A 25,449-nucleotide genomic window follows, 5' to 3' on the forward strand; every position below is an offset into this window, starting at 1 on the left:
GGATCGGCGGAATTTTTTTAAAGGAGCGATAGCGGCTGCTTCTGCTACCGCGATTGGCGGGACAGCTCTGTATGGTCAGCAGAAACCTGCGCCTGATCTGTTGGCACACGACAACGCGGCCTCTCGTCCCCCGGATGATCCATGGCCGGGAAAGAAAAAGATTCTCGCTATCGCAGATCCTGAGGAATGGTACTCCTCTCCGGGATATCACCACGATGCCGCTTCGCACACGCTGGCAACTGTAGAACGCCTTGGCCGCGAATCAGGAGCCTGGGTGACGATCATTCGGACTGATATGCGTTTGCTCACAAAGCAGCCCATCCCCGGCTTCAATGTGAGAAACCTCAATAATTTTGACGCGGTCTTCTATATGGGAGAAGGTCCGTGGAACATTACCGATCAGCAGAAAGCAGATCTGCTCTCCTTCGTGCATGACGACGGCAAGGGCTTCATCGCAGGCCATGCAGGAAACGGCGGCCATCTTCTTCTGTGGCCGGAATACGCGCAGATGATCGGTGGCAATCTCATCGGCGAATTTCCAACCGCCTCGATGCCGATCATTCTGGAAGATCCATCTTTCCCCGGCGTCCAGGGATTCCCTCGCGAATTCAACTTCAAAGATCAGTTCACGATCGTCGGGCCAAACTATTCGCGTGACGTGGATCACGTCATTATGCGAATGGACGCTACGAAATTTCCCCAGGTCTTTTCCCAGTTGCGCCCTGAAGGGGATTTCAACCGGCCAGTAAGCCTCGAGAAATACAGAGCCAACTTTGAGAGGCTGGCCGCGCTCCGCACCGATGGTGACTTCCCCATCGTGTGGGCCAGAAATTACGGAAAAGGCAGAGTCTGGTACTCAACCATCGGCCATCTGGAGGAATCTCTCGACGACCATCGCGTACAGGAAATGTATATCGGCGCCATTAAATGGGCGCTTGGTCTCGAAAACGCCGATATTACGCCGCGGCCCTTCCCCGGAAAATGAAGGCAGGGTCGCACACCCTGCCTCCTCCGCAAAAGAGCTGCCTGCCTTCGTCCATATATATAGATATGGACGGTGCCCTTTCCGCTCTTACGCCGTTCGCTGAATAGTCAGAATCGTCTGATCATCCTGTTGTCCGGTTCCCTGGCAGAACGTGTCAAGTGCTGCGAACAGTGCGGCAACGGCGTTCTGTTCGTGCAGGTAATCTTCAAGCTGTGCCGGACCAAACTGCGCGCCGTCGCAGTTTTCCGCTTCCGTAATGCCGTCGCTGAGCAAAATCATACGGTCCCCGACCTCAAGATTTACGGGCACGGAATGGAAGTGTGCGAAATCCATCAGTCCAACGGGAAGATCTCCCTCCCGGACGATTTCAACGACTCCGTTTGCGCGGACAACGAATGGGCAGATATGTCCGCCATTGATCAGCTCGATCTGCGCTTCTCCCGAACCCGAATGGATATAGCGAAGCGCAACCAGCGTCAGATATTTTTCCCCAGGAGTTCGGGAGCAGACAAAAGTATTGATGGACTGCACCATGTCCACCAGCGAGAAGTCTGTCGTCGCCTGCATGCCGACCTGAGCATGAAACATCCCCTGCACCATGGAGGCAAGAAGCGCCGCCGGCACTCCCTTGCCGCAGACATCCGCGATCACGGCGACAAAGCCATCCGCGGTGGTGATCACGTCATAGAAATCCCCGCCGACGCTGGTACACGGAACAGTCCGGGCTGAAAGATGCGCAAACGAGAATTCAGGCAGCGCCTGGGGAATGATCTGCCGCTGAATGGCAGCGGCAATATCGAGTTCCCTGCGCAGCAGGGCAGCCTCGCGTTCTGTTTCCAGCATGCGCAGATTTTCAACCAGCGTTGCCGCCTGATGTGCAATGGCATGCAGAATGTCATTGCCCGTTCGTGTGAAATCGCCGCTGCCTGAATGGCTGTCGAGATAAAGCACGCCGAGAAGCCGCCCTGAGTTCTGACCATGCAGAGGGATCGCGACAACACTGCGAATCGCATTCAGAATGATGCTGTCGCGCCCCTCGACAATCTTTCCCGTCAGATCGGAAAGAATGAATTCAAGCTGGGAAGAAACCGCATCGCGCACAATCGAATAAGAGATGGCTGGATGCCCCGGAATGTCTGTGCCCTCGCGGTCCTGCCCGCACTCGAGGCGGAGACTGTCGGCACTATCTCCAAGAAAGACAAAGCCGCGCTCTGCTCCAGTCAGGCGAAGCGTGTATTCAAGCATGCTGCGGAGCACGTCATGCACAGCGCCATAGGTGTTCAGGCTTTGCGCTGCCTTCAGAAAAAGGGAAAGCTTTTCAAGATCATTCTGGTCTCCGGTGCTCGCGCCGCTCTGCGAAAGCTGGCTGAGCAGGGTGCGCGCCGTGCTTTCTTCCTCGCCTTCCTCAAAACGCAGTGTGTCATGGCTGGTTCCCAGCGTAATGAAGTCGCCCGAGCGAAGGCGCGTTATGGTGACCGCAATTCCATTCACGAAGGTGCCGTGGCGGCTGCCCATGTCGCGCAGCAGGTAGCCATCGGCATCGCGCTCGATGCGGGCATGCTCGCGTGAGATCTGAGGATGATGAAGGATGAGATCGCGGCCCACACCTCGCCCAATCGTAAACGGGAGGGCATCGATTGAAACCGTGCTCCGGCTTCCGTCGACAGAAAGAACGAGCCGGGCATTAGCCTTTTGAACAGGATGCATACTGGCCAGCTCCTTCCCCCGAACTTAACCGGATAGTATCACCAGGAGAAGGCAATTCTGCGTCTTACGCCGCTCAGTACGGACTATAATCCAGTTTCGATGACTCGTGATCCTGTGGTGCCCGCACACCCCCAAAGGCCCCTGCACCTGAGGATTCAACTCCCCTCCGGTTATCCCATGGATCTTGTTCTTCACGGTCGCAGCCCGTATGCACGACGATCCAACGCGTTCCTTTGACGGCCCCGTAACCGCGCCCGCCGGCCTGCCTCCAGGCCGCGATACATGGGGAGATTTTCGCCTGCTGGCGCGCGTCGGACACGGCGGGTTCGGCGAGGTCTACCGTGCCTGGGACCCCCATCTGGAGCGCGAAGTGGCCCTGAAGCTCCTGCTGCCCGGTTCGGTAAATGGTGAAGCGGAATACAGCGCCATATTGCGCGAGGCGCGAGCACTGGCCGCTGTCCAGCATGCGAATATCGTGCACGTCTACGGCATCGACCGGCACGACGGGAGAGTCGGCTTCTGGACTGATTTCGTGCATGGAAAGACGCTCTCCGTGCTGCTGGAAGCCCAGGGGCCCTTCGGTTACCGTGAGGCAGCGCTGATCGGGCTGGACGTGGCAAAGGCCCTGAGCGCAGTGCATCGCACCGGCATTCTGCACCGGGATATCAAGACGGAAAACGTGATGCGCGAAGAAGGCGGACGCATCCTTCTGATGGACTTCGGACTCAGTGCTCTGCCGCAGCGCCTGACAGGCATTGCCGGAACGCCGAACTATATGGCTCCCGAGCTCTTCACAGGTCATCCCGCAACCGTAGCCAGCGATATCTACGCCATGGGCGTGCTTCTCTATCACCTGGTAACAGGCGAATACCCCGCAAGGCTGAGCGGGATAACGCCCGCGGAGGCCGCGGACGCAATCGGCAAAAGAAAGCCGCTGCTTGATGTCAGGCCCGATATTCCGGAACCATTCCTGAAAGCCGTGAACATGGCCATGGAAGTTGATCCGGCGAAGCGGTTCGGCAGTGCCGGGCATCTGGCGGCAGCACTTACTGAGTCGCTCGGTGCCTCTGTATCCGACAATGCATCTGGTCCAAAGGCCGGACCAGCGCCGCGCAGAAAAATGTTGTTTCCGGCCGCTGGCGTGGCGGCCATTATTCTCGCGGTTGCGGCACTCGCCGGTATGCGAAGCGAATCTCTGCGGCGATGGCTTCATCTAGCCGGCAACCAGACCGCATCCGTAGTGCCTGCAAACGTCTCAGACGAATTTCTCAAAGCGCAGGACTTGCTGCAGCACTCCTACAAGGGTGCCAATCTCGCCGCTGCTGTGACGGGCTTTCAGCAGGTGCTTCAGAAAGATCCTTCCTTTGCCCTGGCCGAGGCCGGTCTGGGAAGCGCGTATTTCGGCCAGTTCAGGAACAGCCGGGATCCAAAGCTCCTCGATCAAGCGACAGAACATATCGACAAGGCTCTCCAGCTTGATCCAAATCTTGCCTCGCCCTACGTAACGCAGGCCAGAATCGCCGCGATGGAAGGGCACACGTCTCTCGCAATGCAGCAGATAGAGAAAGCTATCAGCCTCGACCCGCACAACGCCGAGGCCTACGGCTCTCTGGCGGAAATCTATAAGGCTAACGGACGGCTAAACGACTCCTTCACCGCCCTGCAGAAAGCAATCGACCTCGCTCCGGATGACTCACGATGGCCTCTTCGGCTGGGCTCGTACCAGTTTGGTGCAGGCAATCTGCAGGAAGCGGTTCGTCAGCTTCAGAGCGCCATCAGCCTCGCTCCCGATAATGCGACTGCATATTTTGATCTCGGGGTTGTCGATATGCAGCTGGACAAGCTGCCGGAAGCAAAAGCGAATCTCGAGAAGTCTCTTGCGCTCGATCCCTACTTTGACACGTATCAGACACTTGGAACCTTAGCCGAGCTCGAGGGCCGGTTCAGCGATGCTGTCGCGATGTACCGGAAGGCAATCGATCTCAACCCGAACAGCTATGAGACATGGGGAAATCTCGGAAGCGCATATCTATGGAGTGGCGCAGGAAAGGACAAGACTGGCCAGGCATATCGTAAAGCGATAGAGATCGCCGAGGCCGAGCGCAAAAAAACTCCGGAAGATGCTCGTCTTCTTGGAGAGCTTGCAAATTACTATGCCTCCATCGGCAACAAGACGCAAAGCAGCATTTTTGTCCGCCAGAGCCTGGCATTTTCCAATGACGATCCAGCAATTACCTATCGCGCCGGGGAGACGTATGAGATTCTCGGGCAGCGCGAGAAAGCCATTCCACTGATAGCGGAAAGCGTAACCCGGGGCTATGATCTGAACGAATTCCAGCGCAGTCCGGAGCTTGCGTCCCTCCGCAGCGACCCGGCCTTCCAGGCAGCACTCGTTATGGCGAAAACCCCAAAAATGATCACCATGCAGACAGCAAAACAAAGTGAACCGAGGTCAATTACCAATGGCAAACACTGAAATTACAATCTCAAACAGCGAAGGCACATTGCTTGGCAGTCAGCCTTCGGTTACTGTGACGGACGGCGATATAGTAACTTTCTCAATCGGCAGCGGTCAGGCCTTTCTCTTCTTCTCACCCGGTGCAGCCGCCGTTCTTTCTCCTTCACCCAGGGGCCCGGTTCCAGTCGGTCCCTCCGCTCAAGTCGCGTTTACATTCACTTCTTCTCAGCCGGGTGCATACAGCCTCTTTTTCGGAACGGATGCCTCTTTCGCACCACCAAATTTTCAGGTCGAGGAATCCAGGCAGCTTTGGTTCGGGATAAATGCTCCTGCGCCACCAGTGGAGGCGGTACCAGTACCACCGGATATCAATTTCGGCGGTCCCAGTACCGGGACAAGAGACATTACTTCAAAAAGTGGCTCTTAAGCACCGTTACGGATTGATCAGCGCCACTGGCGTTCACTTCAGATCGGCGATCCGCAGCCTCGCTGCCGGGTCGCCGAGCACAATGTAGTTGCGGGCATCGTCGCGTGCAATGGTAAGAGCGCTGTGAGCAGCGGCACTCAGCGGCTGTGGTGCCTTTGGATCGCTGGACGCAGTGCGGTTTTCAGCTTCAATCAGCTGCGAACAGAGGTGGCTCCAGCGATCGCTCAGACAGTCAGCGGCATAACCGGCGCGGCGGCCCAGCATCAGATACGTCAGCGGGTCGCGGATAGCCTGCACCTGCGGCGTGCCGGTGACATCCTGAAACGCATAAGGGAAAGCCATGTCGATATGGGCAATCACAGCAAGCGCTCCGTGACTCAGAAGCGCCTGAGGTAAAGCCGCTACCAGCGGCGCAGGTGCAACTGGAATCTTCGAGCCATCGGGCTGAAAGTAATAGTTATTGTCCGCGGGGCAGCCGCCGCTGTAACAGGCAAACAGGAAGGCCATGGTTCCCTGCAGCCGCGCGTCCGCCGGAATATCCTCGGCAGAGAAGAGATTATCCGCTCCCGCCGGCGTTCCGCGAACCCACTCCTGGGTAAAAAGTGAGCCCTGCATTCGCCGCTGCAGGGCCGGATCAGCGATCGGATACTCCGCACCGTGCGAGCCGGTAAAGAAGACCGCTGGCGGCCCGCCCGGAATATCTCCGCGCAGGATATCGATCAGCTGCTGTTTGGTAGCCTGTTTGGCGCTTGAACCGGTAAACGCATCGAGCGTGAACCGTGCAGCTCCCGAACCCAGCGGCCTGTGCACATCCAGAAAATTCGGGCAGAGCGCGCCCGAGAGCATGGCCGTGGCCACGTCGCCCTCATTGCGCGTAATCCACACGGCCGCATTCTTACGTTGCACAGGCTGAAAGGCCGGTGCCTCGTACTGAACGACCGCTTTTGCATAGCGCCCGTAATCCTCGATATCGTCGAAGGCCAGCCGCCCGACCGCCCACTGCATCTTGAGCAGATTCTGGAAGTCGAAAGGGATGCGATCGGGATGCCCTATCAGAAGCACGTAATAGGGAACACCGGCGAAGGGATCGACCTGCGCAGTGAGCGATACCCCCCGGTACTCCGCCCAGTTATCCGCAGTCTGTCCTGGCTGAACGCCGGTATTGCCCTCAAAGACTTTGAAAAGGTTGTCGTCGCCGACCTGGCTGCGTCGAAGATCGATAAGCGGCTGAAGCTGCGCCTTGATCGCTGGATCGGCATCCGAGGCGAAGAGGATGCACCAGCCTGTCTGGCTCAGATCATCGGGGTCGCCAACGCTGGAATCCGCAGCCAGATGGCTGGAATCGCGGCTGCGCTGGTCGGCTCCGGGAAGATCCCTGCCCACCGAAGGAATGCTCTCATGCGAGAGCGCCTGCGCCGGCGTCCCGGTCTGTGCATGAACCAGCAGTGGAATGGGAAGCGTATCCATCGGGGGCGTATTCATGAGTGACCCTGCGGAGTCGCCGTTTGATCCTGAGTCTGCATCGCTGTATATGGTAGCGTGTCTGCATGCCGTTTTACCGGAAGACTGCGATTGTTCAGTTTGAGCTCCCGAGCGGCGCAATGGAAAGCAGCCTGCCGCTGACCTGCGAGCGCGCATTCTCCGTCATTCTGCTCATTGAGGGAAGAACGCATCCGGCGCAGACCTTCCGGTCTCCGATCAACGATGAGCAGTGGCGCGAGTTCATACGCCAGCTCCGCGACTGCAATGTGAACCGCGATGTAAAGACGGGCTATCGCGGTGCGACGGCAATTCGCGCCCTGGCCCGCTCGCTCTATCAGGCGCTGGCGCAGATAAGCCCGGCCCTCCGCGAGTTCCTCGATCGCGCAGGTGTGCCGCGCCGGCTCGTGATACAGACCACCCGTCCGGAGCTGCATCTGCTGCCCTGGGCCGCGATGTACGACGAGTCGGGTCATCCGCTCGCCGCGGGCGATCTGTCTGTCGTGCAGTCATGGCAGGATTTCGACGAGTTACCCGTATCGATGGGAAGCCGTCTGCAGTTGCTGAAGGTGCTCGGCGCGGATACAAACCAGCGAACCGCGGCGGCGCTCGATTCCCTGAAGCGCACGCCCGAGATCGTTCAGATCGATGCAACCAATGCCTTTGACGCAGGCCGCGCCGTCGATCAGATCGATATTCTGCATCTAGAAGAGCATGGCAATGCCGTTCGCGGCACAATCGGTGATGTGTCGGCTGCAGCGCTTGGAGCCGAGTTCGCAAAGGCGAAGATAGCTCTCTTGTGGAGCTGCTATTCGGGCGCAGCCGATTCATGGGGAGAATCGCCGGCGCTCGCACTGCATCGAAGCGGTGCGGAGCTGGTCTTGTCCTTTCTCGCCGAGCTGCACAACGAAGATGCCGGGTCGATTTCAGAGGCATTCTATGGCGATGTCTTCGGCCCCGCTGCAAGCCGCGATCCTGAGTCGGCTCTTGTCCGCATCCGTACCGCGAAAATGGCAACGGAGTTTGGCTTCGCCAACTGGGCCTCGATGACCGTCTGCCTCCGCAGATCTCTCGACCTGAGCGCACTGCCGCTGAATGGCCCGAGAGTCCCGGCACAGGCATGGGTCGAAGACACAATTCCGGAAGGCACCGCAGCCGCCGGTTTCTGGAAAGACGTCGCAGCACAGGTGAGCCGGCTGCAGCCCGGAACGAAGAACGTAATCGACGCATCCTCGATCGCATACGCGAAGCTGCCGGTGACCGCATTCCAGGCATGGCGCGGGAATGTGATCCGCATAGACGAAGGTATGGACGTCATGCCCGATGACGCCACGCTGCGCGAACTGGGACTGGCCGCCGAAGCTGCGCCCAACGCCGATCCTGTCGACAGGCTGACATGGTTTTTCGCGCAGATCGCCCGCTTCGGTTCGCCCCTCATCGTATGGACCGGTGCCGAGCCGCGTCATCTGGAGTTCCTGAAAACGGTTGAGCCGGGAGCGCAGCTGACCTTCCTCCTGCTGTATGGGCTGAAGCCGAATCAGCCAGGCCTGATGGAGCTCGTGGACGAAAATCGTCTGGAAGAGGCGCTGACCCTTTGCGGCGGATTATCGCAGGACTGCGGCGATGAGCAGTTATACGCGGCATACTACGCCTGCGTGCGAGGCGAGCACCCGGAGCAGGCGCTGTCGTATCTTGCGCGCATTCAAAGCAGGCAGGAACGGCTGCTGCTGATGGGCAATTATCTAAGCCGTAATCCGGTAGTTCCGCTGAGCGAAAGCCTGCTTTCATCGTTTGGTGAATGGGCCCGGGGGGAGCGTCCCACGCGTCCGGAAGACTTCTATCGGCTGGCAATGAATGTGCCGGAAGGCGAATCGTCTCTGCGTGAGACAGGCCGGTCAAAACATGAGCTTGCCTGGATGATGCAGGCTACCGGACAGCCGGATACGGCTGAGCTGCTCTTCCGTCTTGCGCTTGCAGACATAGAGGCATCCGGGCAGGACCCGGATACAAGACGCGATTCGCGGTGGTATTTTGCCCTGTCATCCATACTGCGCGATTGGGCCGATCTGCTCGCGCAGACACCGGAACGGCTTGAAGAGGCTTCGCAGCTTCTTCATCGCGCGATGGCCGTCCAGTCATTTCACGGAATGCGTCTCGAGCTGGCATATTCCACGATGACGGCAGCGCGCATCGCACTTGCGGGGAGCCATTACACCAAAGCGATCGATCTCGCCGTCGATGCAGCAAATCGTTTTGTGGAATGCAATAACGGACGTGGCTGGTGCGAAGCGCTCAGCATCCTGTTTGACACCTTCGCAGAGACACGTCAGACGGCCCGTATGTTGAGCCTTGCGGCTCTGGCAGAAGAGAAATTAACGCTGTCGAATCTTCCCGGAAAAATACGTGAAGAACAGATGCGGGATCTGGCATTTCAGCAGGCGCGAGCCTTCTGGATCGCAGGCGACCTTATCAATGCCCGCGAAAAGCTGCAGGCTCTGCGCAGCGCAGCGGATCTAAGACAGGTGAATCTCGATCCAAAGATTCTTCGATTGTATGACTTTCTCCGTCCTTTTCTTCATTCTGATCCGGCTCAGCAGCACTAAGCGGACCTGGAAAGGAGCCGGCTAACGCGCATCGACCACCCCTGCATCCTTCAGGGCTCGTCGCTCTGCTTCCAGTGCTGTTGTATGCAGTTCGATAACGCGATGCATCGCCGTCTCCGATTCCTGTGTCTTGCCTTCTGTCCGCAGTGCTCTGGACAGCAGATAAAAGACTTCCGACTCATCCGGATTCATCTCTGCCGCCTGGCGAAGCAGCCTGATCGCGGTAGATGTATCGTGCAGCTGGAACTCCGCCTTTCCCAGATAGAAGGGAATCGCCCAGGAATCAGGCGTCATCTCCTGAGCCTTTTTGAGGTAAGGGATGCCCTCCTGATAGCGATTCGTCTGAATCAGCAGCGCTCCCAGGTAATAACAGGCGCTTCCATCCTGTGCATCGGCATCGATTGCCTCATGCAGCTCCTTCTCTGCAGCTCCGTACTGCTGAAGACTGATATCCACCTTCCCCAGTTCGCGATGCGCACCAGGAAAGGTTGGGTCTGTCTGCAGAACTGACTGGAAAGATCCTTCTGCATCGCGAAAGCGTGTCGCGTCGTAGTAGGCCTTTCCCAGCAGAAAATTAGACTGAGCCGGACTGACGGCATTCGAGAAAATCTTTGCGAAGAGCTCCTTTGCCTGCTGTGCCTGTCCCGCGCGTGAATAGGAGACGCCGAGAAGATAGAGGGCCGCCGGATCGGGATGATCTTCCTGCTCAAGCGGCTCCAGAAGACGGATGCCCTCGTCAGCGTCCCCGCTGAAGGTGAGGCAGGTAGCCAGAAGCATCGTTGCCTGCGGGTCCGAGGGGTTCTGATGGTGCAGCTCGCGAAAGTAGGGCAGCGCCTGATCGTAATCATCCTGCTTCAGATAAGCCAGGCCCAGATCCAGCTCGATCGCTCTCTGATGAGGATCAATGCGCAGCGCATGCTCGTAGGCATCGATCGCTTTCGCATAACGATGCGTTCGCGAATAAAGAACGCCGAGATTGGCAAATGCGCTGATATTGTGCGGATCAAGCTGAAGCACTTTGCGAAGCCCTGCCTCCGCTGCCGGATAATCGCCGGCATTCAACGCCTGCATTGCCGCGTCAAAATTTTGCTTCGCTGTCTCGGTGCCCGCGCCAAAGCATGGCTCTGCGGCAGCGAAACTCAAAAGAAGAAACAGCGCGGTGATGGCGGCTGAGCGAACTCGCATAACAAACTTTTGTCGTCCAGTTTAGATCACTCCCCCGTATGCAGGAGAGCGCTCTCCGTCGTCAGGAAAAAATCATATCTGCGCCAAAGAAAAAGACCGGGCTCTGTGAAGAACCCGGTCTGAAGATGAAGAGAGATCAGAAGTAGAATTTTCCTCCAAGCTGAATCTCGCGAGGGTCGCGTGCAGCATTGATCTGACCCGCGTTCCCGGCATTGGCACCGGAGAACGGAGTGCCTGGATTTGGTGCGGACAGGCTGTTATTGACCGTCGCCCACTGTGTGTGATTGAAGACGTTGTAGAACTCAAACCGCAGCTGGAACCGCACGCCTTCGGTTACATTCAGGTTTTTGAAGAGCGACATATTCCAGTTATTGACGCCCGGACCATACATCGTATTGCGATGGTAGTTTCCGAAGCTGCCATTAGCTGGCTGCGCAAAGACCGCAGGGTTGAACCACATCGGATTTGAGCCTTTGGGCACATTGTGAGTGTGACTGACCAGCGTGGGAGCGCCGCCGATGTAATCCGGACGAATATGACCGAATCCGCCGTTGCCCAGATTGCCCGTAGACTTCAGATCGCAGGAGTCGTTCGTCGGACTGGATGTGCTCAGGCAGGGGGTTCCGCCCCAGAACTGCGTAGTGCCTGAGAATTCCCATCCACCGGCCGTCAACTGTACAAATTTGTTCTGCCCCCGGAAGTCAGAAAAGTTATATACGTACTGGAAGTTGAAGACGTTCCGGCGATCAAAACCGGCCGCCGAGTAGAACTTGTGTAGTTGCGTGTAATCAGGAAAGACATCGGCATCGTAATCGACGTCGTCAAGATCGATTGCCTTGGACCAGGTGTAGTCCGCTGTCATCGTAAACCTGCTGCTGAATCTGCGAGTAGCCGTAACCTGCAGACCGTTGTAGCTGCTGCTGGCGCCGAATTTGTTGTAGTGGATCGAGCTGTAGCCCTTATAAGGCAGAATCGCCTGCGTCACATTGTTGACCGTCGAAAGAATCGGGGTGCTCGTTGTCAGCCCGAGTGGCAGTTGCTCCAGCTCCTGATCGTACATCTGGTGCCGGCTGACATTCCCGATATAGTTGATATTCACGCCAATCTGATAAGGCAGCTCGCGCTGTATGCCAAGATTGTAACCGTATGTGGTCGGAATCTGGCCGTTTCTGTCCGACGACAGCACGCCCGATGCCGGGGTCAGAGGCGCACCGTTTACCAGCGACGGAGACAATGTGCCGATATTGCCGCCGTAGATAGTAGGCGTATACACCAGAGGTGGATTGCTGACGCCTCCGAAGTTAAAGACGTTTTGCTCATAGCGTTCGTAGAAGACGCCAAAGCCGCCGCGCAGAGCCGTTTTCCCATCGCCGAACACATCGTAGGCAAAGCCCACACGAGGCCCAATGTTGTTCCAGCGATAGTTCAAACCACCCTTAGGCAGGCCATTGGAGCCTTCCCGGATCATGCCGTTATAAGGATTCCCCGATCCAGGAACAATCGATCCCTGAGTCGGCGCCTGTCCCGGTATGTTGGGGGCTGTGTTGATCGTCACCGCATCCGCCGGGTTATAGGAATTCGGCTCGAAGTAATACATGTGGTACGGAGACGTTGTATAAGTCGGCCCGATGAACTCGTAACGAACCCCATAGTCGAGAGTGAGTTTGGGCGTCGCCTTCCATGTGTCCTGAGCGTAGCCTTCATACTGGAAGAAGTGGAAGTGTCCGAAGGCGAACAGGTTCGTCTGATTGACCGTCGTGTAATTCCCCAGAACCATGTTGGCGATACCCGAGTTGCTGTTATTCGCATTCTGGTTGCTGGCGCCGAAGTTGAAGGCCGGTGCCTCCTGCCAGCTTCCTTCCTGGCCGTTCTCATTCAGATCGGCGAAGAGCCCGAACTTGATCACGTGGTTTCCCCAGACATTGGTCACGTCATCCGTCGCCACGACTGTGTTGCCCGTCGATGTCCATCCCGAAGGAAACGGGCTGATGTTCACATACCCATCGCCGGAATTGAGATTCGGGGCCAGATTATGCGTATTCGTCGACGCGTAAAGATCCTGATAGGTGAAGCCCAGAGCGGTCTTGTCATACGTTGACGGTGATGTGCCCGGCACAATGTCGACAACCTGTGTCAGATGCAGCCATCCCACTGTGACCTCGTTCGTCAGCGTCGGAGAGATGACATTCACAAGACTCCACGCATAGCTCTTCCCAGGTTTTTTGCGGAACTGCGGAAGCACAGGGAAGCTGTTGCCCGAAAAGATGCCGTAACCATCGCTCTCCTGTTGCCGGTCATCCACGTAGCGGAAAAATGCGTTGGCCTTCGGACTGAAGGTATAGTCGACACGAGCGACGTACTGATTTTTGTGAAAGACATAGGTGTCCTGAAACGGAATACGCAACTCGTCGTTATATCCGTTTGGCTCAAACCCCCAGTTGTAGTTGCCGCGATAGCCAGGATTGATGTACTTGATCATCGCCGCATACTGGCTGCTGAACTGCGAGGCCGGAACAATATTGCCCTGGTAAACAGTGCCGGTCTGTACTTCACCGTAGGAATTGTACTGAATCGTCCCCGGAACAAAAACGGAGCCGTTCCGCACGGTGTTCCCGTTGGTGTCCGTGATGTATGCCTGGCATGTGCCTGTGCCTTCTGTCACGCACTCATTGCCTGTTCTGTAGAGCGGCGAGAAGTCTGCCTGGCCGTTGGGCGTATTGATCCCAAGCATGACCGGGTTAGGCATGTCGTAATAGGTGCTGCCATTAGGACGGCTCGCACGCGTGCCCTCGTAGTTAAAGAAGAAGAAGGCTTTCTTGTTGTCGCGGGGAGAGATTTTGGGAATAGGAATGAATCCGCCGACGTTCCCGCCGAACTGGTTAAAGTGCAGCGTCCCTGTCGGCTGATCCTGATGCGCCCTGAACCAGTCGTTCGCGTCGAAATCGGTATTGCGGTCGAACTCCCAGGCGCCGCCGTGAAAACGGCTGCCGCCTGACTTGGTATTCACCAGAATCATCACACCAGGGCTGCGGCCGTATTCGGCGTTGAAGTTGCCGGTGAGGGTTTTAAACTCGCCGACCGCATCAATGCTGAGGTTGGTGTATTCGCCGTCATTGGCACCCACGTCGGTATTGATCACACCATCCAGAAAAAAGTTATTGGCCGTACCGCGCATTCCGTTGACATAGAAATCGTCGGTCTGATTGAAGACCAGGCGGAATTGAGAGCTGTTATTGGTGACGACGCCCGGCAATGTCGTCATGAGCGATTCGAAGTCGCGTCCGTTCAGCGGTTGTTCCGTAACCTGCCGCGACGAAACCACAGCCGAATTGTTCGAGCTGGCTGTTTCAATCAGCGGAGTCTGCGCCGTGACCGTTACGGTGGCACTCGCCTGCCCGATGGTCATCTTGATCTGGCCAAGACCGAGTGTCTGCTCCTGGTCCAGAACAATTCCACGGCGATCCAGCTTTTCCATGTCCTGGGCCGTGATGCTGATGCTGTACGTTGCAGGGGGCAGGTTCAGTGCGCGGAAGGTACCGCTGCCATCGGACTCGGCCTGGCGAACCAGAACACCCGTAGCCTGATCCGTCACACTCACCTGAGCGTCCGCTATGGCGGCGCCGGTGGGATCGGTCACAGTACCCGTGATCGATCCAGTCTGAGCGTGGAGCGGAACAGAGGCGAAGCACATCATCAGGCCGGCAAGCATAGCCAGATGGAAGGGGAAACCAAAAATGCGATGACTTGTTTTATCTGACCTTCGCCTGTCACACAGGCAGTTCACGTCTGCATCGGCAACCGGATGATTTGAATAAAGCCTGTTCAGTAAAGGTTTCCGCAGCATGCGGAACCTTCCGGAAAACCCTGTTGGTCTCCAGAGCATATGACCTCCCTTAACAAGTGGCTAACTCAGCTAATGGCCAGCTGCATTGATGAAAGTCAGCAGCAGCTTCATACAGACGGGAAGAAAACTAGTCGCTCTGCGAGGGGAGTGTCAAGGGCAAATCAGCAGTATCTGGAAAGCCATACCACTATATGAGAATGTAGTGGATAAAACTCTTTATTTGGGCGTAAACGAGAAATGCGCGCTTGAAAAGGACGCCTGCCATTCGCATCCAAAAACAATTCTGCCGGATCAAAAAGGCGGATTATGACGAGACGAGCATATCAATTTCCCGCACGCCGCCACCTCCGGTGAAAGGGAATGATGGCAGATGAATTACTACAAATGACAAGCCCGCGATCTGCACGATCGATTCGAAGAAGTGGCGCAGACAGAGATGAAATCATTCTGCGCACTCCATCTGCGTAGCACAGCCATGCATCCCATCGTCTGTTTATTTGGTAAAGAAATGGTAATGAATATTCCAGCTCTGCGTATCTCCGGGAAGAATATTCAGATGGACATAAGCCTCCGGACAGATTGTGGGGCGAATCGACCACAGATTGAAGCGGGACAATGGTCGATCGCCGGACTGCTCCACTCCAGCACCGCTGCTCGTATTCTCCAGCGTAAAGTCATAATCGGATGAGCTGTCCGAGAACCCGGTGAGATAGCTCGTAACAGTCTGCTTCGTCTGAAGCTCCTGCCGGTATACGATGTCTTTCCCCACGACCTCCGCGCCTGGATCGAGTGGGCGATCGTTCTTTGGCGGAAAGTTGAAATGAATGACCATGCCCGGCCCGGTCGGTGCGTTATCGAGCATGAAGAAGTCGTGATCATAGACCTCTGTGTCGATAGCGACTGAGCCTGTGTTTTTCAAATGGTGTTCAAGCGTAAGGATCGGCTTGTCTTTGTCCAGCTTCAGAATCTTTTCATACACGTAGGCAATCCCCAGCGGCGAGCGCAGCGTCTGGGTAAAAATCACTTCATTCCGCTTTACCTTCACCTTCCACCTGCCCCCATCGACAAGTGGATAGTGGGTCATGAACTGATAGGGCTTATCGCTCATCTTTCGCAATGTGCCGACGCCGATCTTTACAAACAGCTCTCCAGGCTTTGCGTCCGCATAATGCATGCCTCCATCCACAGATCGAAATTCTTCGACCGGGCCCGTAATCGAATCCGCAATCATCGGATCGTAGTGCTGGAACCAGACTCCGAAATAGGTGTGTCCCTTATAGGTAAGGCACGGAACCACCCCGGACCAGTCGAAGCGAGAGGCACGGTAATAACCATTCTGAGGATCAGGGAGATAAATCACTGCCTGAACCTGTCCATTTGTAATCACAGCTTTTGGAAATGAGCTGTGAATAGCGCTTTCGCAGGGTGATGCGCCCGCCGAGGGACTCGCCGTTGTTTCAGCAGTGGCGTCGTTCCCTGCAAAGTAAAAAGCTGCGAGTGTAAAACACGCAGCCCACGTAACGATCCGGCGGCAGAGCCGGGAAGTCATCGTCTTCCTGTCCGAACGTTCTGAAAAATGCGCTTTACCAGGAAAGGCTTTCACGCTCGTGATCTTATTTGTCATGGCAGCGAGAAAGCAATATAGACGCCCCCGGAAGGCTTTCTGCTCGACTGGCCACCGCCCGCGGCAATCACGATGTACTGCTTTCCGTTGACCATATAGGTGGACGGAGTCGCCAGGCCTGAATAAGGCAGTTCCGTCTCCCAAAGCAGCTTTCCTGTCTTGGCGTCATAGACATGAAATTTCTGATCGAAAACGCTTGCGCCAATGAAGAGCAGACCGCTCGCAGTTACAACCGGGCCTCCATAATTATCAGACCCGGTGTCCGCCATTCCCTTTGCAGCCAGCTCTGGATACTCTCCGAATGGAATCTTCCAGAGATACTTTCCCGTATTCATGTCGATGGCACTGAGAGTGCCCCAGGGGGGCGCGGTTGCCGGATAGCCATCGGGATCGAGAAAGCGGCGAAACCCGATCGTCTTATAAGGCATATCATTCTTTGCGCTTTCATCGCCTGCTTCCGCCGCGACAGGCTCAGAAGAAGAGGACGCCGCCGCCGCCTTCTGCGTTCTGGGCTGCTGTTGCTGCTGAGGCTCCCTCGTTAAATAGCGAACCAGCGACTGAATTTCTGTATCTCCCAGGCTGTTGAAGGGAGGCATTCGCCCTTTGCCCTGGCGAATCGTGTCAGCGATCTCCTGATCGGTAAGAATCCCTTCAATGCCGCGCAAAGCCGGTATCGCCGGCGGCGAGCCTGCACGATTAATTCCATGACAGATCGCGCACTGATTCTGATAGATCCGTTCTCCCGGACTCCCCGGCGGCGGCGGAACAGTAAGCCCAACCAGCCACGCCGTATCGTTCGCATTCACGTAGAGAACACCGGTGTTTGGATCGACAGCAGGTCCGCCCCACTCTCCGCCGCCTGCGAATCCCGGCATATCAACGGTCAGCTTGTCCACACTCGGAGGAACAAACTGCCCTCCTCCGATGAAGGTGCTGAACTGCTTTTCGGCCCATGCATGCGCTTCGGGCGTTCGATTGGTCAGCGTATCGGCCGTCACGCTCTGCTGGGTGTACGGTGCCGGAAGGGTAGGGAGTGATTGCGTAGGCGACGTCTTTTCTCCTGGCACACTGCTCGAAGGATAATGCTCTTCCTGAAGAGGAAAGAGCGATCTTCCATTCGTGCGGTCTAGCAGAAAAACATAGCCGGACTTGGTGGTCTGCGCAATCGCATCCACAGGCTTCCCATCGCGCATCACCGTCAGAAGCACAGGAGGAGCCGGAAAGTCGCGATCCCACAGGTCATGATGCACGCCCTGAAAGTGCCAGATACGTTTGCCCGTCTCCGCATCCAGGGCCACGAGTGAATCGGCGAAAAGATCGTCACCAATTCGATCCCCGCCATAAAAATCAAATACGGCCGATCCGGTAGGCACATAAACAATGCCGCGCTTTGTGTCGACCGTCATTCCGGTCCAGTTATTCGCGGCGCCTGCATCTTTCCATGCATCCTTCGGCCAGGTGCCGTATCCAAACTCGCCCGGATGAGGAATGGTATGAAACGTCCAGTGCAAAGCGCCGGTGCGCACATCAAAGGCTCGAATATCTCCCGGAGGCGCAGGATGCGTCTCAGGAGCCTCACCGCCCACAATGATCAGGTCTTTATATATGGTGCCTGGAGAAGTCAGAGCAATGGACTGCTGCTCATAATCGCGTCCCAGCCCTTTGCGCAGATCGATTCTTCCATTTTCCCCGAAGGTTGAAATCGCCTTTCCGGTCTTCGCATCGAGTGCGTAGAGATAATTCCGGACACCGGCAAAGATGCGGCTTTCGCGGCCATCGGTCCAGTAGGCGACACCCCGCACCGGTCCTCTTGCCATCACACCGGAATCGAATTGCCAGATCAGCTTTCCGGTTGCGGCATTCAGTGCAATCACACCCTGGTTCGGTGTTCGTGCCCACATTACGCCGTCAACAATGATCGGGTTTGTCTCGAGACCGCCGCGCTGCCCCGTGTCATACTTCCACGCGACCACGAGCTTATTTACGTTGCTCCTGTTGATCTGCGTCAATGAGGAATAATGATTTTGTTCCGGGTTACCGTCATAGACCTGCCAGTCTTCGGTGGATGGCCGCGAAGCCCTGGCTTCATGAGATGTTTCCGATGTGGCAGCAGGACAACTGGCGATGCTCAGAACAAATCCGGAGAGGATGGCTATCGCCGGCAATACTCTTCGCATGTATCTATACTCCATCCTTCCGGGTATCGTGACACATTCAGTTTGGGCCTGTCTCGAAGCGCTATGAAAGATACGCATCGGCAGATATCAGTGTATCCACGGCTATGCCAGCGCTTCTGCGTTGGCGCGATTCAGCAGAGCTTTCATATATGCGAAGCCGTAAGCCTGTTCCGGATAATGCCCGCCGACAACCGACGGCGTATGATCCAGAATAATAATCCCGTCAAAGTTCACTTCGCGCGCTGCCTTCATGATTTTGTACATATCGTAATACCCGTTATCCATGAAGGTTTCAACAAAGTGCGGCAGCGGAGCGCTCACGTTGCGGAAGTGCAGCTTCCATATCTTTTCAGCGCCAAAGTACCGAATCATCTCTGCCGGATCTTTGTGCATCAGCTTCGGTCCGCCTTCATTCCAGCACCCGCAGCACAGACAGATGCCGACATTCGGGCTGTTCGCAATCTCCATCGCGCGTTTATATCCTTCAAAATTTGCAAAAATGCACCGCGGTACTCCAGCCAGAACTGGTACCGGCGGATCATCGGGATGAATCCCGATCCGCACGCCATTCTCTTCGGCCACCGGGGTCACCTGTCGAATGAAATAGGTGTAGTTATCCCATATCTCTTCCTGTGAAAACACACGGCCGTGAGAAAGCGGTTCGTAAAACTTCTTCCCATCCCAGACGCCGACCTTGTTGGGGCTTGCCATATCGAACTCGCGCGCATTGGCCCCGCGGATCTCCGCTCTTCCGCTGCTCCAGATGCCGTTGCCCATATGCGCATACGTGGTGTAGCGAATGCCGGCCGCTCCAAGGTTGCGCAGATACTGTTTGTACTCTTCAATCTTTTCATCGCGTCCCGGAAGGTTGAGCGTAACCTCAGGCATGTTATGCACGCTCGTGTTGCCAATATTCCATACGGTGATGCCTGCATCTGCATAACGCTTCTGAATCTGCCTGAACCCATCCGCCGTCCGCAGGTCCGGAGTCGACCCGACGCTGACATATTCAGCGCCCATTTGCTTCAGGAAGAGCAGCTCATCATCCGTTGGCTTGGCGGAGGCCTGCGCGCACAATTTGATACCCGGTGCATTCTTATATCGAATCGCCACTGCTGTCTGCGCTGCCGGCAGCAGTGCAGTTGCAATCGCGCCGCCGAGAGCCAGCTTTACAAACTCCCGTCGATCCGGCTGGAAAACAGGATCGGCCGATTCTGTCACTGGCTGCTCAGGGTTGCGGTCGTTCATGACTCGTTCCTCCAGGAGATTTACGACGGCTGCGCGAAGAACGTCTCCCGGTCCTGCTTCTGGCAGAAATAAGAACGGGCAGAGAGTTCAGGTATGGAGCGTACCCTCTTCATGAGGAAGCATGGAAGTCGCTGTATACGCAGTGTTCCGTCGGAAGTCACGCTAGAGGCATAGTCGCGCGAGTGTCAATCGCAATCTGCAGTATCCGGTAAGCCATACCATTATCCAGGAAGACGCGAGCCCGAATCATGCAGGAAACCTGTGAAAAGCGAGAATTTCTGTTGATCGGCGCAGCTCCACGGAACTCAACGAGAGTTCCTGTTGGAAAAATATCTGCGCCGATCGACAGAGCCTGAGAGGCTTTGGTTAACTGAACAGTGCATCATCCCAGGACTGCACGCTGTCCCACTGTGTCGTCGGTTCGAAGTAGCCGGTGCCCGCTCTCAGGTGTTTTCTTACAACATCTTCGTTCAGCGTAACTCCCAGCCCAGGACCTTCCGGAACAGTAATGAAGCCCTTGTTTATGATCGATTTCTCGATGCCTTCCACCAGATCCTGCCACCATGGAACATCCAGCGAATGGTTCTCCAGCGCCAGGAAGTTTTGTGTGGCCGCCGCACAATGAACGTTTGCCATACAGCTGACGGGTGTACCGGCAAAATGCATGGCCATGGGAACGCCGTATTTGAAGGCCATATCCCCGATCAGGTGCGTTTGCTTGATTCCGCCCGACGTGGCGAGGTCAGGGTGAATCTTGCTCACGGCATGATTCGCACAGAGTTTTTCAAAGTCTTCAATGTTGTAGATATCTTCACCGGTGATCGTTGGCGTCGGCATCGAATCGGTGATGTGTTTAAGCATGTCGGTGTAATACCAGGGAATCACATCTTCCATCCATGCAAGGTTGAATTTTTCATATGCCTTGCCCAGCCGGATAACCGAATTGACCCCGATGTGGCCAAGGTGGTCCATCGAGAGCGGAATCTCCATGCCGATCGCGTCGCGCACCGCGGCCACGTATTCGCAGAGCCTGTCAATTCCCTTGTCTGTCACCTCGGTCGCCACGAACGGATGCGGTAGTGAGTTTCGCTCCCATCTGCTCAGTCCGGCGGGTTGTGTCACGGCATTGGGAATGCCCTCCAGCACATTGATTCCCAGATCCATCTTGATCCAGGTTAGCCCCATGCCCTGCGCGCGCTCTTTGGCGCGCTGCCCATACTCCTTCGGGTCCATCGATTCGGTGGTATCTGCATACACGCGAACCTTATCCCGCCACTTACCGCCCAGCATCTGATAGACCGGGACGTTATAAACTTTGCCGGCAATATCCCAGAGCGCCATCTCGACAGCACAAACTCCACCCGCCTGGCGCGCTCCCCCGCCAAACTGCTGGATCTTCTGAAAGAGATAGCTGATGTTCAGCGGATTCTCCCCGAGCAGTCGGCTCTTCAGCACCATCGCGTAGTTCGGTCCGGCAACATCTCTGACCTCTCCCAGGCCATATACACCCTGATTGGTATCCATGCGGATGATCACGCACGGACTGGGCCCCGGCTTCTCCACGACTGCATAACGAAGGTCGGTAATCTTCAGCTTCGACGGGCCTGAATTCGCATTCACGTTCTGGATGAAGGGTGCCGAGGACGCCTCGGCAGTGCCGCTCAGCATGGCCCCTGCAAGCATGGCCGCTGAGCCTTTTAAAATACCGCGGCGATTGAATACGAAATCATCTGAACTGGGCATGATCTGAACTTCCTCCGTAGCATTTCAGCGTTTGGTTAAGTCTTTCCCGTCACATGAGACATTCAGTCAGCGACGAAATTCTTCGCCGCGGCACGTCTCTGACCGTTTCTGCTTCTGCGAGAGGCCGGCCAGGCTCGTGTACTCGTTTGCAGAACCTGACGGTTCCCGGAATACGGCAGTTGAAATTAAGTTCTTTCCCGATAACAGTCCGTGTCATTCAGAGATATGGCTCGAAAATATCCCCGTCCGAAACCTTTCATGGCTGAGATATCAGGCCACGGAACGGCGGCAGCATTTATAAGCCTGCTAAAAACGGGCTGTCAACCTCCGTCTCAGACAATGGGACAGCCACGCAATATATGGGAAGTCTTTCATCAGCTTTATCTTGTCAAAGAGTGTCACTCCCTGTACCCTGGTAGGCGCTTTGAGTTCCGCAGGGAACTGAGTCATGGAAATCCGGTCAGATGACACGGCGGGTGTGGCAATGCATGAGCAGCCTCTTTACGCGCCTTATAAGTTGCAGGCTCTCGATCGCGCCTTTGCAATTCTCGATCTTCTCGGCGACAGCCCCGCACCTGTCGGGCTGGGAGAGGTCGCCGACAGCCTCGGTCTCCATAAAAGTACCGCTCATCGTTTTCTGATGGTGCTCGAACGGCATCGGATGGTGGACCGTACCGTCTCAGGAAAATTTCGCCTCGGGCTGCGCCTCTTCGATTACGGGAATCGTGCAATCGAACAGTACGATCTTCGCGAGTGCGCGCAGCGCCATATTCGCATGCTGGTGGAGGAGGTCGAAGAGACGGCGCATCTTTGCGTCCTTGAGAACATGCACATGGTCTACATCGATAAGCTGGAGCCCAAACGCAGCGTCCGCATGATCTCGCGTGTCGGGTCGAGCAGCCCCATACACTGCACAGCGGTAGGAAAGGCAATACTGGCCTCAATGCCACTGGAAAACGCGGCGGAGATAGTCAAACGGCTGCGGCTCGAAAAGATGACCAAAAAGACTCTGATCACTCGTGAAGCGCTCATGCAGGAAATCGCGCGAACCAGACGGCGCGGATACGCCGTCGATGACGAGGAAAGAGAAGAGGGTGTTCGCTGTGTAGCCGTGGCCATATCGGACGCCGCCGGCAATCCCGTCGCCGCCATCAGCATCTCGGGACCCGTCTTCCGCGTCACCGGGCGAAAACTTCCCTTTGTTGTGGAGAAGCTGATGGACTGCGTAAAGGGCATTCGCAAAGATATCGGATACAACATGCGCCACATGCGCGAAGCAAAATCATCCTCCGGCTAGCGGAGATAACTCGTGTAGAAGAAGTTCTCGCACCCCCACCTTGCCAGCAGATCGTACCGTTGTAACTTCTCCGAAAGCAAAAGAGAAAAAGCCGTTGGTGCGATTCCACTGCTGGCCCCAACGGCTGTCTCGCAAATACTGTGGCTAATGTCTCTCCAGCAGCAGAGCCGCCTGCAGCATGGCTTTTGCGTAGGCAATGTCATAGAGATTACCTGCATAACCGCCGCCGCCGGGATAGCCGGGTATGGGTCCCCGCTCACGATCGTAGTCAATGGCGCGTGGATGTTCCGGATACACCTCCCTCGTGTACTTCAGCTTCACGAGTTCGCGCATCACCGCCAGCATGTTCACGTCTCCCTCATCGATGAAACCCTCGTCATACTTTACGTACGGCTTCATCACATGTGGATTGCGATAGTGCACGTGGTTGATTCGATCTCGGCTGCCGAAATACTGGCACACCGTCACCGGATCTTCGCCCATCTCTCGTGTAACACCGCAATCAAAGGTGATCCCGTTCGAAGGGCTGTCCACAATCGTGATCAGATGTTTCCATCCCGCGACAGTTCCCATAATCTGCTGCGATCCGCGGCTTAACGGATAGGGCGGATCATTCGGATGCAGAGCAAGTCGCACATTGGACTTTTCAGCGGCTGGAATGACAGCTTTCAGAAAGTAAGTGATATTAGCCCACATTTCGGAAAGCGTATGAGCGCCTTCCTCAGGCAGCGGTGGAAGGTTTTTCATGCGGTCATAATCTGATCCCGTTAATCCGGCACCGCCTCTGCCGGTCTCTCCAAAATAGCCTTCCATGGCGCGATGTGCATAGAAGTTATACTCGACGACCGGAACGCCGACTTTGCCAGCCGTCTCGATCGAATGCTTCACCTTTTCAATCTCTTCATCTCTGCCCGGACGCCCGTAAAGCGTATTGGTGAAGCCGGCAATCATCAGATTGCCAAGCTGCACCCCATTGGCTTTGAGCTTGTCGACAATGGGCTGCAGTTCATTTACTTCCCACGGTATCTTCGGGCCGCCGGAGAGCGCGTGATAGACGCCGATCTGTACAAGGCCGCGTATTTCCTTATCGGTGACGCCATCGCCAAGGCTGATGGCGCTCGCAATCTTCGGAGTGCCGCTACTTTCCTGAGGCATGCCGTCACCTAGCCACCAGGGCTTTTTCTCCGCCTGCGCCGCGGCGAGAACAGGTGAAAGCACAGGCGCTAACGCTGTCGCCGCCATCCCCTTAAAGAGACTTCTCCGTGAAAACCCGGATTTCATAATGAATCGCTCCCGAGATCAGTTGTGATCGTTGAAGTTATCAGGCTGCTTGTTACGCCATTCGGCTTTCATTCCCGGCTTCGGGTCACTTCCGCATGCAGATACTCTGCGGCTTCGGATTCTTCCACACAAAGTATCGTTTCGTCTAATGACCGCTTGTGGCGAACACGCATAGTTCAAATTCAGCAATTTTATTTCGAGTCCGAAAGTTCAGGGTTGATATTCCCATCAGGCTGTCTGGAAAGCGGATGATGCTTGCAGAAACATGCAATCAACCCCGCCCCACAGCGCATCGTCATCAATGAAAAAGGAAGGCAAACTCGCGCACGTTGTATCTCTCCGCTCTGCCGTGCGTGATAAGGCGCTGTGTATAATGGCCCCGCGCGTCATCCTGGATCGGAGCCGATCGTTCAAGAGTTATGAAAAGAATGATAGTTGCCGCAGTTATCGCCTCGACCTTTCTCGGAATGCATGTCCACGCTCAGGTCAGACAAACAAAAGAGCAGATTATGTTCTATACCGCGGACTGGAAAGGGGACCGCTTTCCGGATGGACGCCCCAAAGTCCCGGATGATCTGCTTACTCGCGCCCTCGATGTTTCCATTGAGGACATATGGGACTTCCTCCGCGGTCATGGTTATCAAAATCAGTTCGAGAGCGACTGGCACGCATTGCATGCAGACAAGCCGACCGCCGGGCGTGCTCTGACCGCACAGTACATGCCCTCCCGTCCCGATATCGCCAAAGCGGAGGCCGCTGAAGGCAAAGCGGAAGGCCGCATTACATGGAGCAATAACAACAGCTGGCCGATTCAGGAGCTGGTGCAGGGCGACATCTACGTCGCCGACGGCTATGGCAAGGTCGTTGATGGCACCCTCATCGGCTCCAACCTCGGAAACGGCATCGCCGCGCATACGCACAATGGATTTGTCTTTTACGGCGGCATCCGTGATGAGGCAGAAAACCGTGAAATCCCCAGCTTCAATGGATTCTATAAAGGCTACGATCCTTCAGCCTGGGCGCAGGAAGAGCTCACCTGTATCAACTGCCCCGTCCGCATTGGCCGCGCCGTTGTTCTGCCCGGAGATCTGGTGATCGCGAATGCTCAGGGAGTAATCTTCGTTCCCGCTATTCTGGCTGAGGACGCCATCAGCTCCGCGGAATTCACCAACCTGATGGATGCCTATAACTTCGAGCTCAATAAAGAGGGAAAGAATGGCGCTCAGTTTGAGGGCGGATGGAATGCACAAAAATTCGCCGGCTTCAAACAGTGGGTCTATGCCCATCCCGAAAAGCTGAAGATGTCTCGCGCAGAATTCGACACCATGTACACGGGAAGAATGGAGCGCATGACTCGGCATCCTGAGCAATAAAATGCTTCCTGAATTCCT

14 protein-coding genes are annotated in these 25,449 nt (G+C 56.0%); 5 read left to right on the forward strand and 9 right to left on the reverse strand.

The features are described from left to right. The first annotated feature begins 100 nt into the window (after positions 1–100). Positions 101–985, forward strand: a complete 885-nt coding sequence (locus D0Y96_RS15170) for a ThuA domain-containing protein (RefSeq protein WP_158562422.1) — start codon at positions 101–103, stop codon at positions 983–985. 87 nt (positions 986–1,072) lie between these two features. On the opposite strand, the gene D0Y96_RS15175 is transcribed toward D0Y96_RS15170, so the two are convergent. Beyond that, a complete protein-coding gene (locus tag D0Y96_RS15175) occupies positions 1,073–2,692 on the reverse strand; it encodes a SpoIIE family protein phosphatase (RefSeq protein WP_117301533.1) in 1,620 nt (539 codons plus the stop codon). A 208-nt stretch (positions 2,693–2,900) separates the two neighbouring features. On the opposite strand from D0Y96_RS15175, the gene D0Y96_RS15180 reads away from it, so the two are divergent. Continuing rightward, the gene (locus tag D0Y96_RS15180; protein WP_147325088.1) at positions 2,901–5,168 is read left to right on the forward strand and encodes a serine/threonine-protein kinase; all 2,268 of its coding nucleotides are present in this window, start codon (positions 2,901–2,903) and stop codon (positions 5,166–5,168) included. Between the two features lie 442 nt (positions 5,169–5,610). Here the strand turns inward: D0Y96_RS15180 and D0Y96_RS15185 are convergent, their stop codons facing one another. Then, positions 5,611–7,059 carry a C25 family cysteine peptidase gene (locus tag D0Y96_RS15185; RefSeq protein ID WP_117301537.1) on the reverse strand — a complete coding sequence of 483 codons (1,449 nt, stop codon included), beginning with the start codon at positions 7,057–7,059 and terminating at the stop codon, positions 5,611–5,613. 119 nt (positions 7,060–7,178) lie between these two features. Between D0Y96_RS15185 and D0Y96_RS15190 the strand changes: the two genes are divergently transcribed. After that, on the forward strand, positions 7,179–9,659 hold the full coding sequence (locus D0Y96_RS15190; protein WP_117301540.1) for a CHAT domain-containing protein: 2,481 nt from the start codon (positions 7,179–7,181) through the stop codon (positions 9,657–9,659). A gap of 21 nt (positions 9,660–9,680) precedes the next feature. On the opposite strand, the gene D0Y96_RS15195 is transcribed toward D0Y96_RS15190, so the two are convergent. The 6 genes from D0Y96_RS15195 to D0Y96_RS15220 all read right to left on the reverse strand — a co-directional run bounded on the left by D0Y96_RS15195 (position 9,681) and on the right by D0Y96_RS15220 (position 21,480). Further along, entirely contained in the window at positions 9,681–10,844 is a 1,164-nt protein-coding gene (locus D0Y96_RS15195) for a tetratricopeptide repeat protein (RefSeq protein ID WP_117301542.1), read from the reverse strand. Between the two features lie 136 nt (positions 10,845–10,980). Beyond that, a complete protein-coding gene (locus tag D0Y96_RS15200) occupies positions 10,981–14,727 on the reverse strand; it encodes a carboxypeptidase-like regulatory domain-containing protein (RefSeq protein ID WP_117301544.1) in 3,747 nt (1,248 codons plus the stop codon). Positions 14,728–15,181: 454 nt separating this feature from the next. Next, positions 15,182–16,048, reverse strand: a complete 867-nt coding sequence (locus tag D0Y96_RS15205; protein WP_147325089.1) for a hypothetical protein — start codon at positions 16,046–16,048, stop codon at positions 15,182–15,184. Positions 16,049–16,308: 260 nt separating this feature from the next. Then, positions 16,309–18,489, reverse strand: coding sequence for a pyrroloquinoline quinone-dependent dehydrogenase (locus tag D0Y96_RS15210; RefSeq protein ID WP_117301549.1), 2,181 nt, complete (start codon positions 18,487–18,489; stop codon positions 16,309–16,311). A gap of 102 nt (positions 18,490–18,591) precedes the next feature. Next, positions 18,592–19,737, reverse strand: coding sequence for a mannonate dehydratase (locus tag D0Y96_RS15215; protein ID WP_117301551.1), 1,146 nt, complete (start codon positions 19,735–19,737; stop codon positions 18,592–18,594). 366 nt (positions 19,738–20,103) lie between these two features. Beyond that, positions 20,104–21,480, reverse strand: coding sequence for a mandelate racemase/muconate lactonizing enzyme family protein (locus tag D0Y96_RS15220; RefSeq protein ID WP_117301553.1), 1,377 nt, complete (start codon positions 21,478–21,480; stop codon positions 20,104–20,106). Positions 21,481–21,928: 448 nt separating this feature from the next. Between D0Y96_RS15220 and D0Y96_RS15225 the strand changes: the two genes are divergently transcribed. Next, a complete protein-coding gene (locus D0Y96_RS15225; protein ID WP_117301555.1) occupies positions 21,929–22,777 on the forward strand; it encodes an IclR family transcriptional regulator in 849 nt (282 codons plus the stop codon). Between the two features lie 144 nt (positions 22,778–22,921). On the opposite strand, the gene D0Y96_RS15230 is transcribed toward D0Y96_RS15225, so the two are convergent. Beyond that, a complete protein-coding gene (locus D0Y96_RS15230; protein ID WP_252263820.1) occupies positions 22,922–24,019 on the reverse strand; it encodes a mannonate dehydratase in 1,098 nt (365 codons plus the stop codon). Positions 24,020–24,477: 458 nt separating this feature from the next. Between D0Y96_RS15230 and D0Y96_RS15235 the strand changes: the two genes are divergently transcribed. Next, on the forward strand, positions 24,478–25,431 hold the full coding sequence (locus D0Y96_RS15235) for an RraA family protein (protein ID WP_117301560.1): 954 nt from the start codon (positions 24,478–24,480) through the stop codon (positions 25,429–25,431). Positions 25,432–25,449: the final 18 nt, after the last annotated feature.

It is taken from the genome of Paracidobacterium acidisoli (assembly GCF_003428625.2).
Taxonomy (GTDB): domain Bacteria; phylum Acidobacteriota; class Terriglobia; order Terriglobales; family Acidobacteriaceae; genus Paracidobacterium; species Paracidobacterium acidisoli.

What these genes read in the sequence shown, in the direction of transcription:
- D0Y96_RS15175 (WP_117301533.1), bottom strand. Translation starts at nt 2,692, where the DNA reads ATGCATCCTGTTCAAAAGGCTAATGCCCGGCTCGTTCTTTCTGTCGAC.
- D0Y96_RS15180 (WP_147325088.1), top strand. Translation starts at nt 2,901, where the DNA reads ATGCACGACGATCCAACGCGTTCCTTTGACGGCCCCGTAACCGCGCCC.
- D0Y96_RS15185 (WP_117301537.1), bottom strand. Translation starts at nt 7,059, where the DNA reads ATGAATACGCCCCCGATGGATACGCTTCCCATTCCACTGCTGGTTCAT.
- D0Y96_RS15190 (WP_117301540.1), top strand. Translation starts at nt 7,179, where the DNA reads ATGGAAAGCAGCCTGCCGCTGACCTGCGAGCGCGCATTCTCCGTCATT.
- D0Y96_RS15195 (WP_117301542.1), bottom strand. Translation starts at nt 10,844, where the DNA reads ATGCGAGTTCGCTCAGCCGCCATCACCGCGCTGTTTCTTCTTTTGAGT.
- D0Y96_RS15200 (WP_117301544.1), bottom strand. Translation starts at nt 14,727, where the DNA reads ATGCTCTGGAGACCAACAGGGTTTTCCGGAAGGTTCCGCATGCTGCGG.
- D0Y96_RS15210 (WP_117301549.1), bottom strand. Translation starts at nt 18,489, where the DNA reads ATGCGAAGAGTATTGCCGGCGATAGCCATCCTCTCCGGATTTGTTCTG.
- D0Y96_RS15215 (WP_117301551.1), bottom strand. Translation starts at nt 19,737, where the DNA reads ATGAACGACCGCAACCCTGAGCAGCCAGTGACAGAATCGGCCGATCCT.
- D0Y96_RS15220 (WP_117301553.1), bottom strand. Translation starts at nt 21,480, where the DNA reads ATGCCCAGTTCAGATGATTTCGTATTCAATCGCCGCGGTATTTTAAAA.
- D0Y96_RS15225 (WP_117301555.1), top strand. Translation starts at nt 21,929, where the DNA reads ATGGAAATCCGGTCAGATGACACGGCGGGTGTGGCAATGCATGAGCAG.
- D0Y96_RS15230 (WP_252263820.1), bottom strand. Translation starts at nt 24,019, where the DNA reads ATGGCGGCGACAGCGTTAGCGCCTGTGCTTTCACCTGTTCTCGCCGCG.
- D0Y96_RS15235 (WP_117301560.1), top strand. Translation starts at nt 24,478, where the DNA reads ATGAAAAGAATGATAGTTGCCGCAGTTATCGCCTCGACCTTTCTCGGA.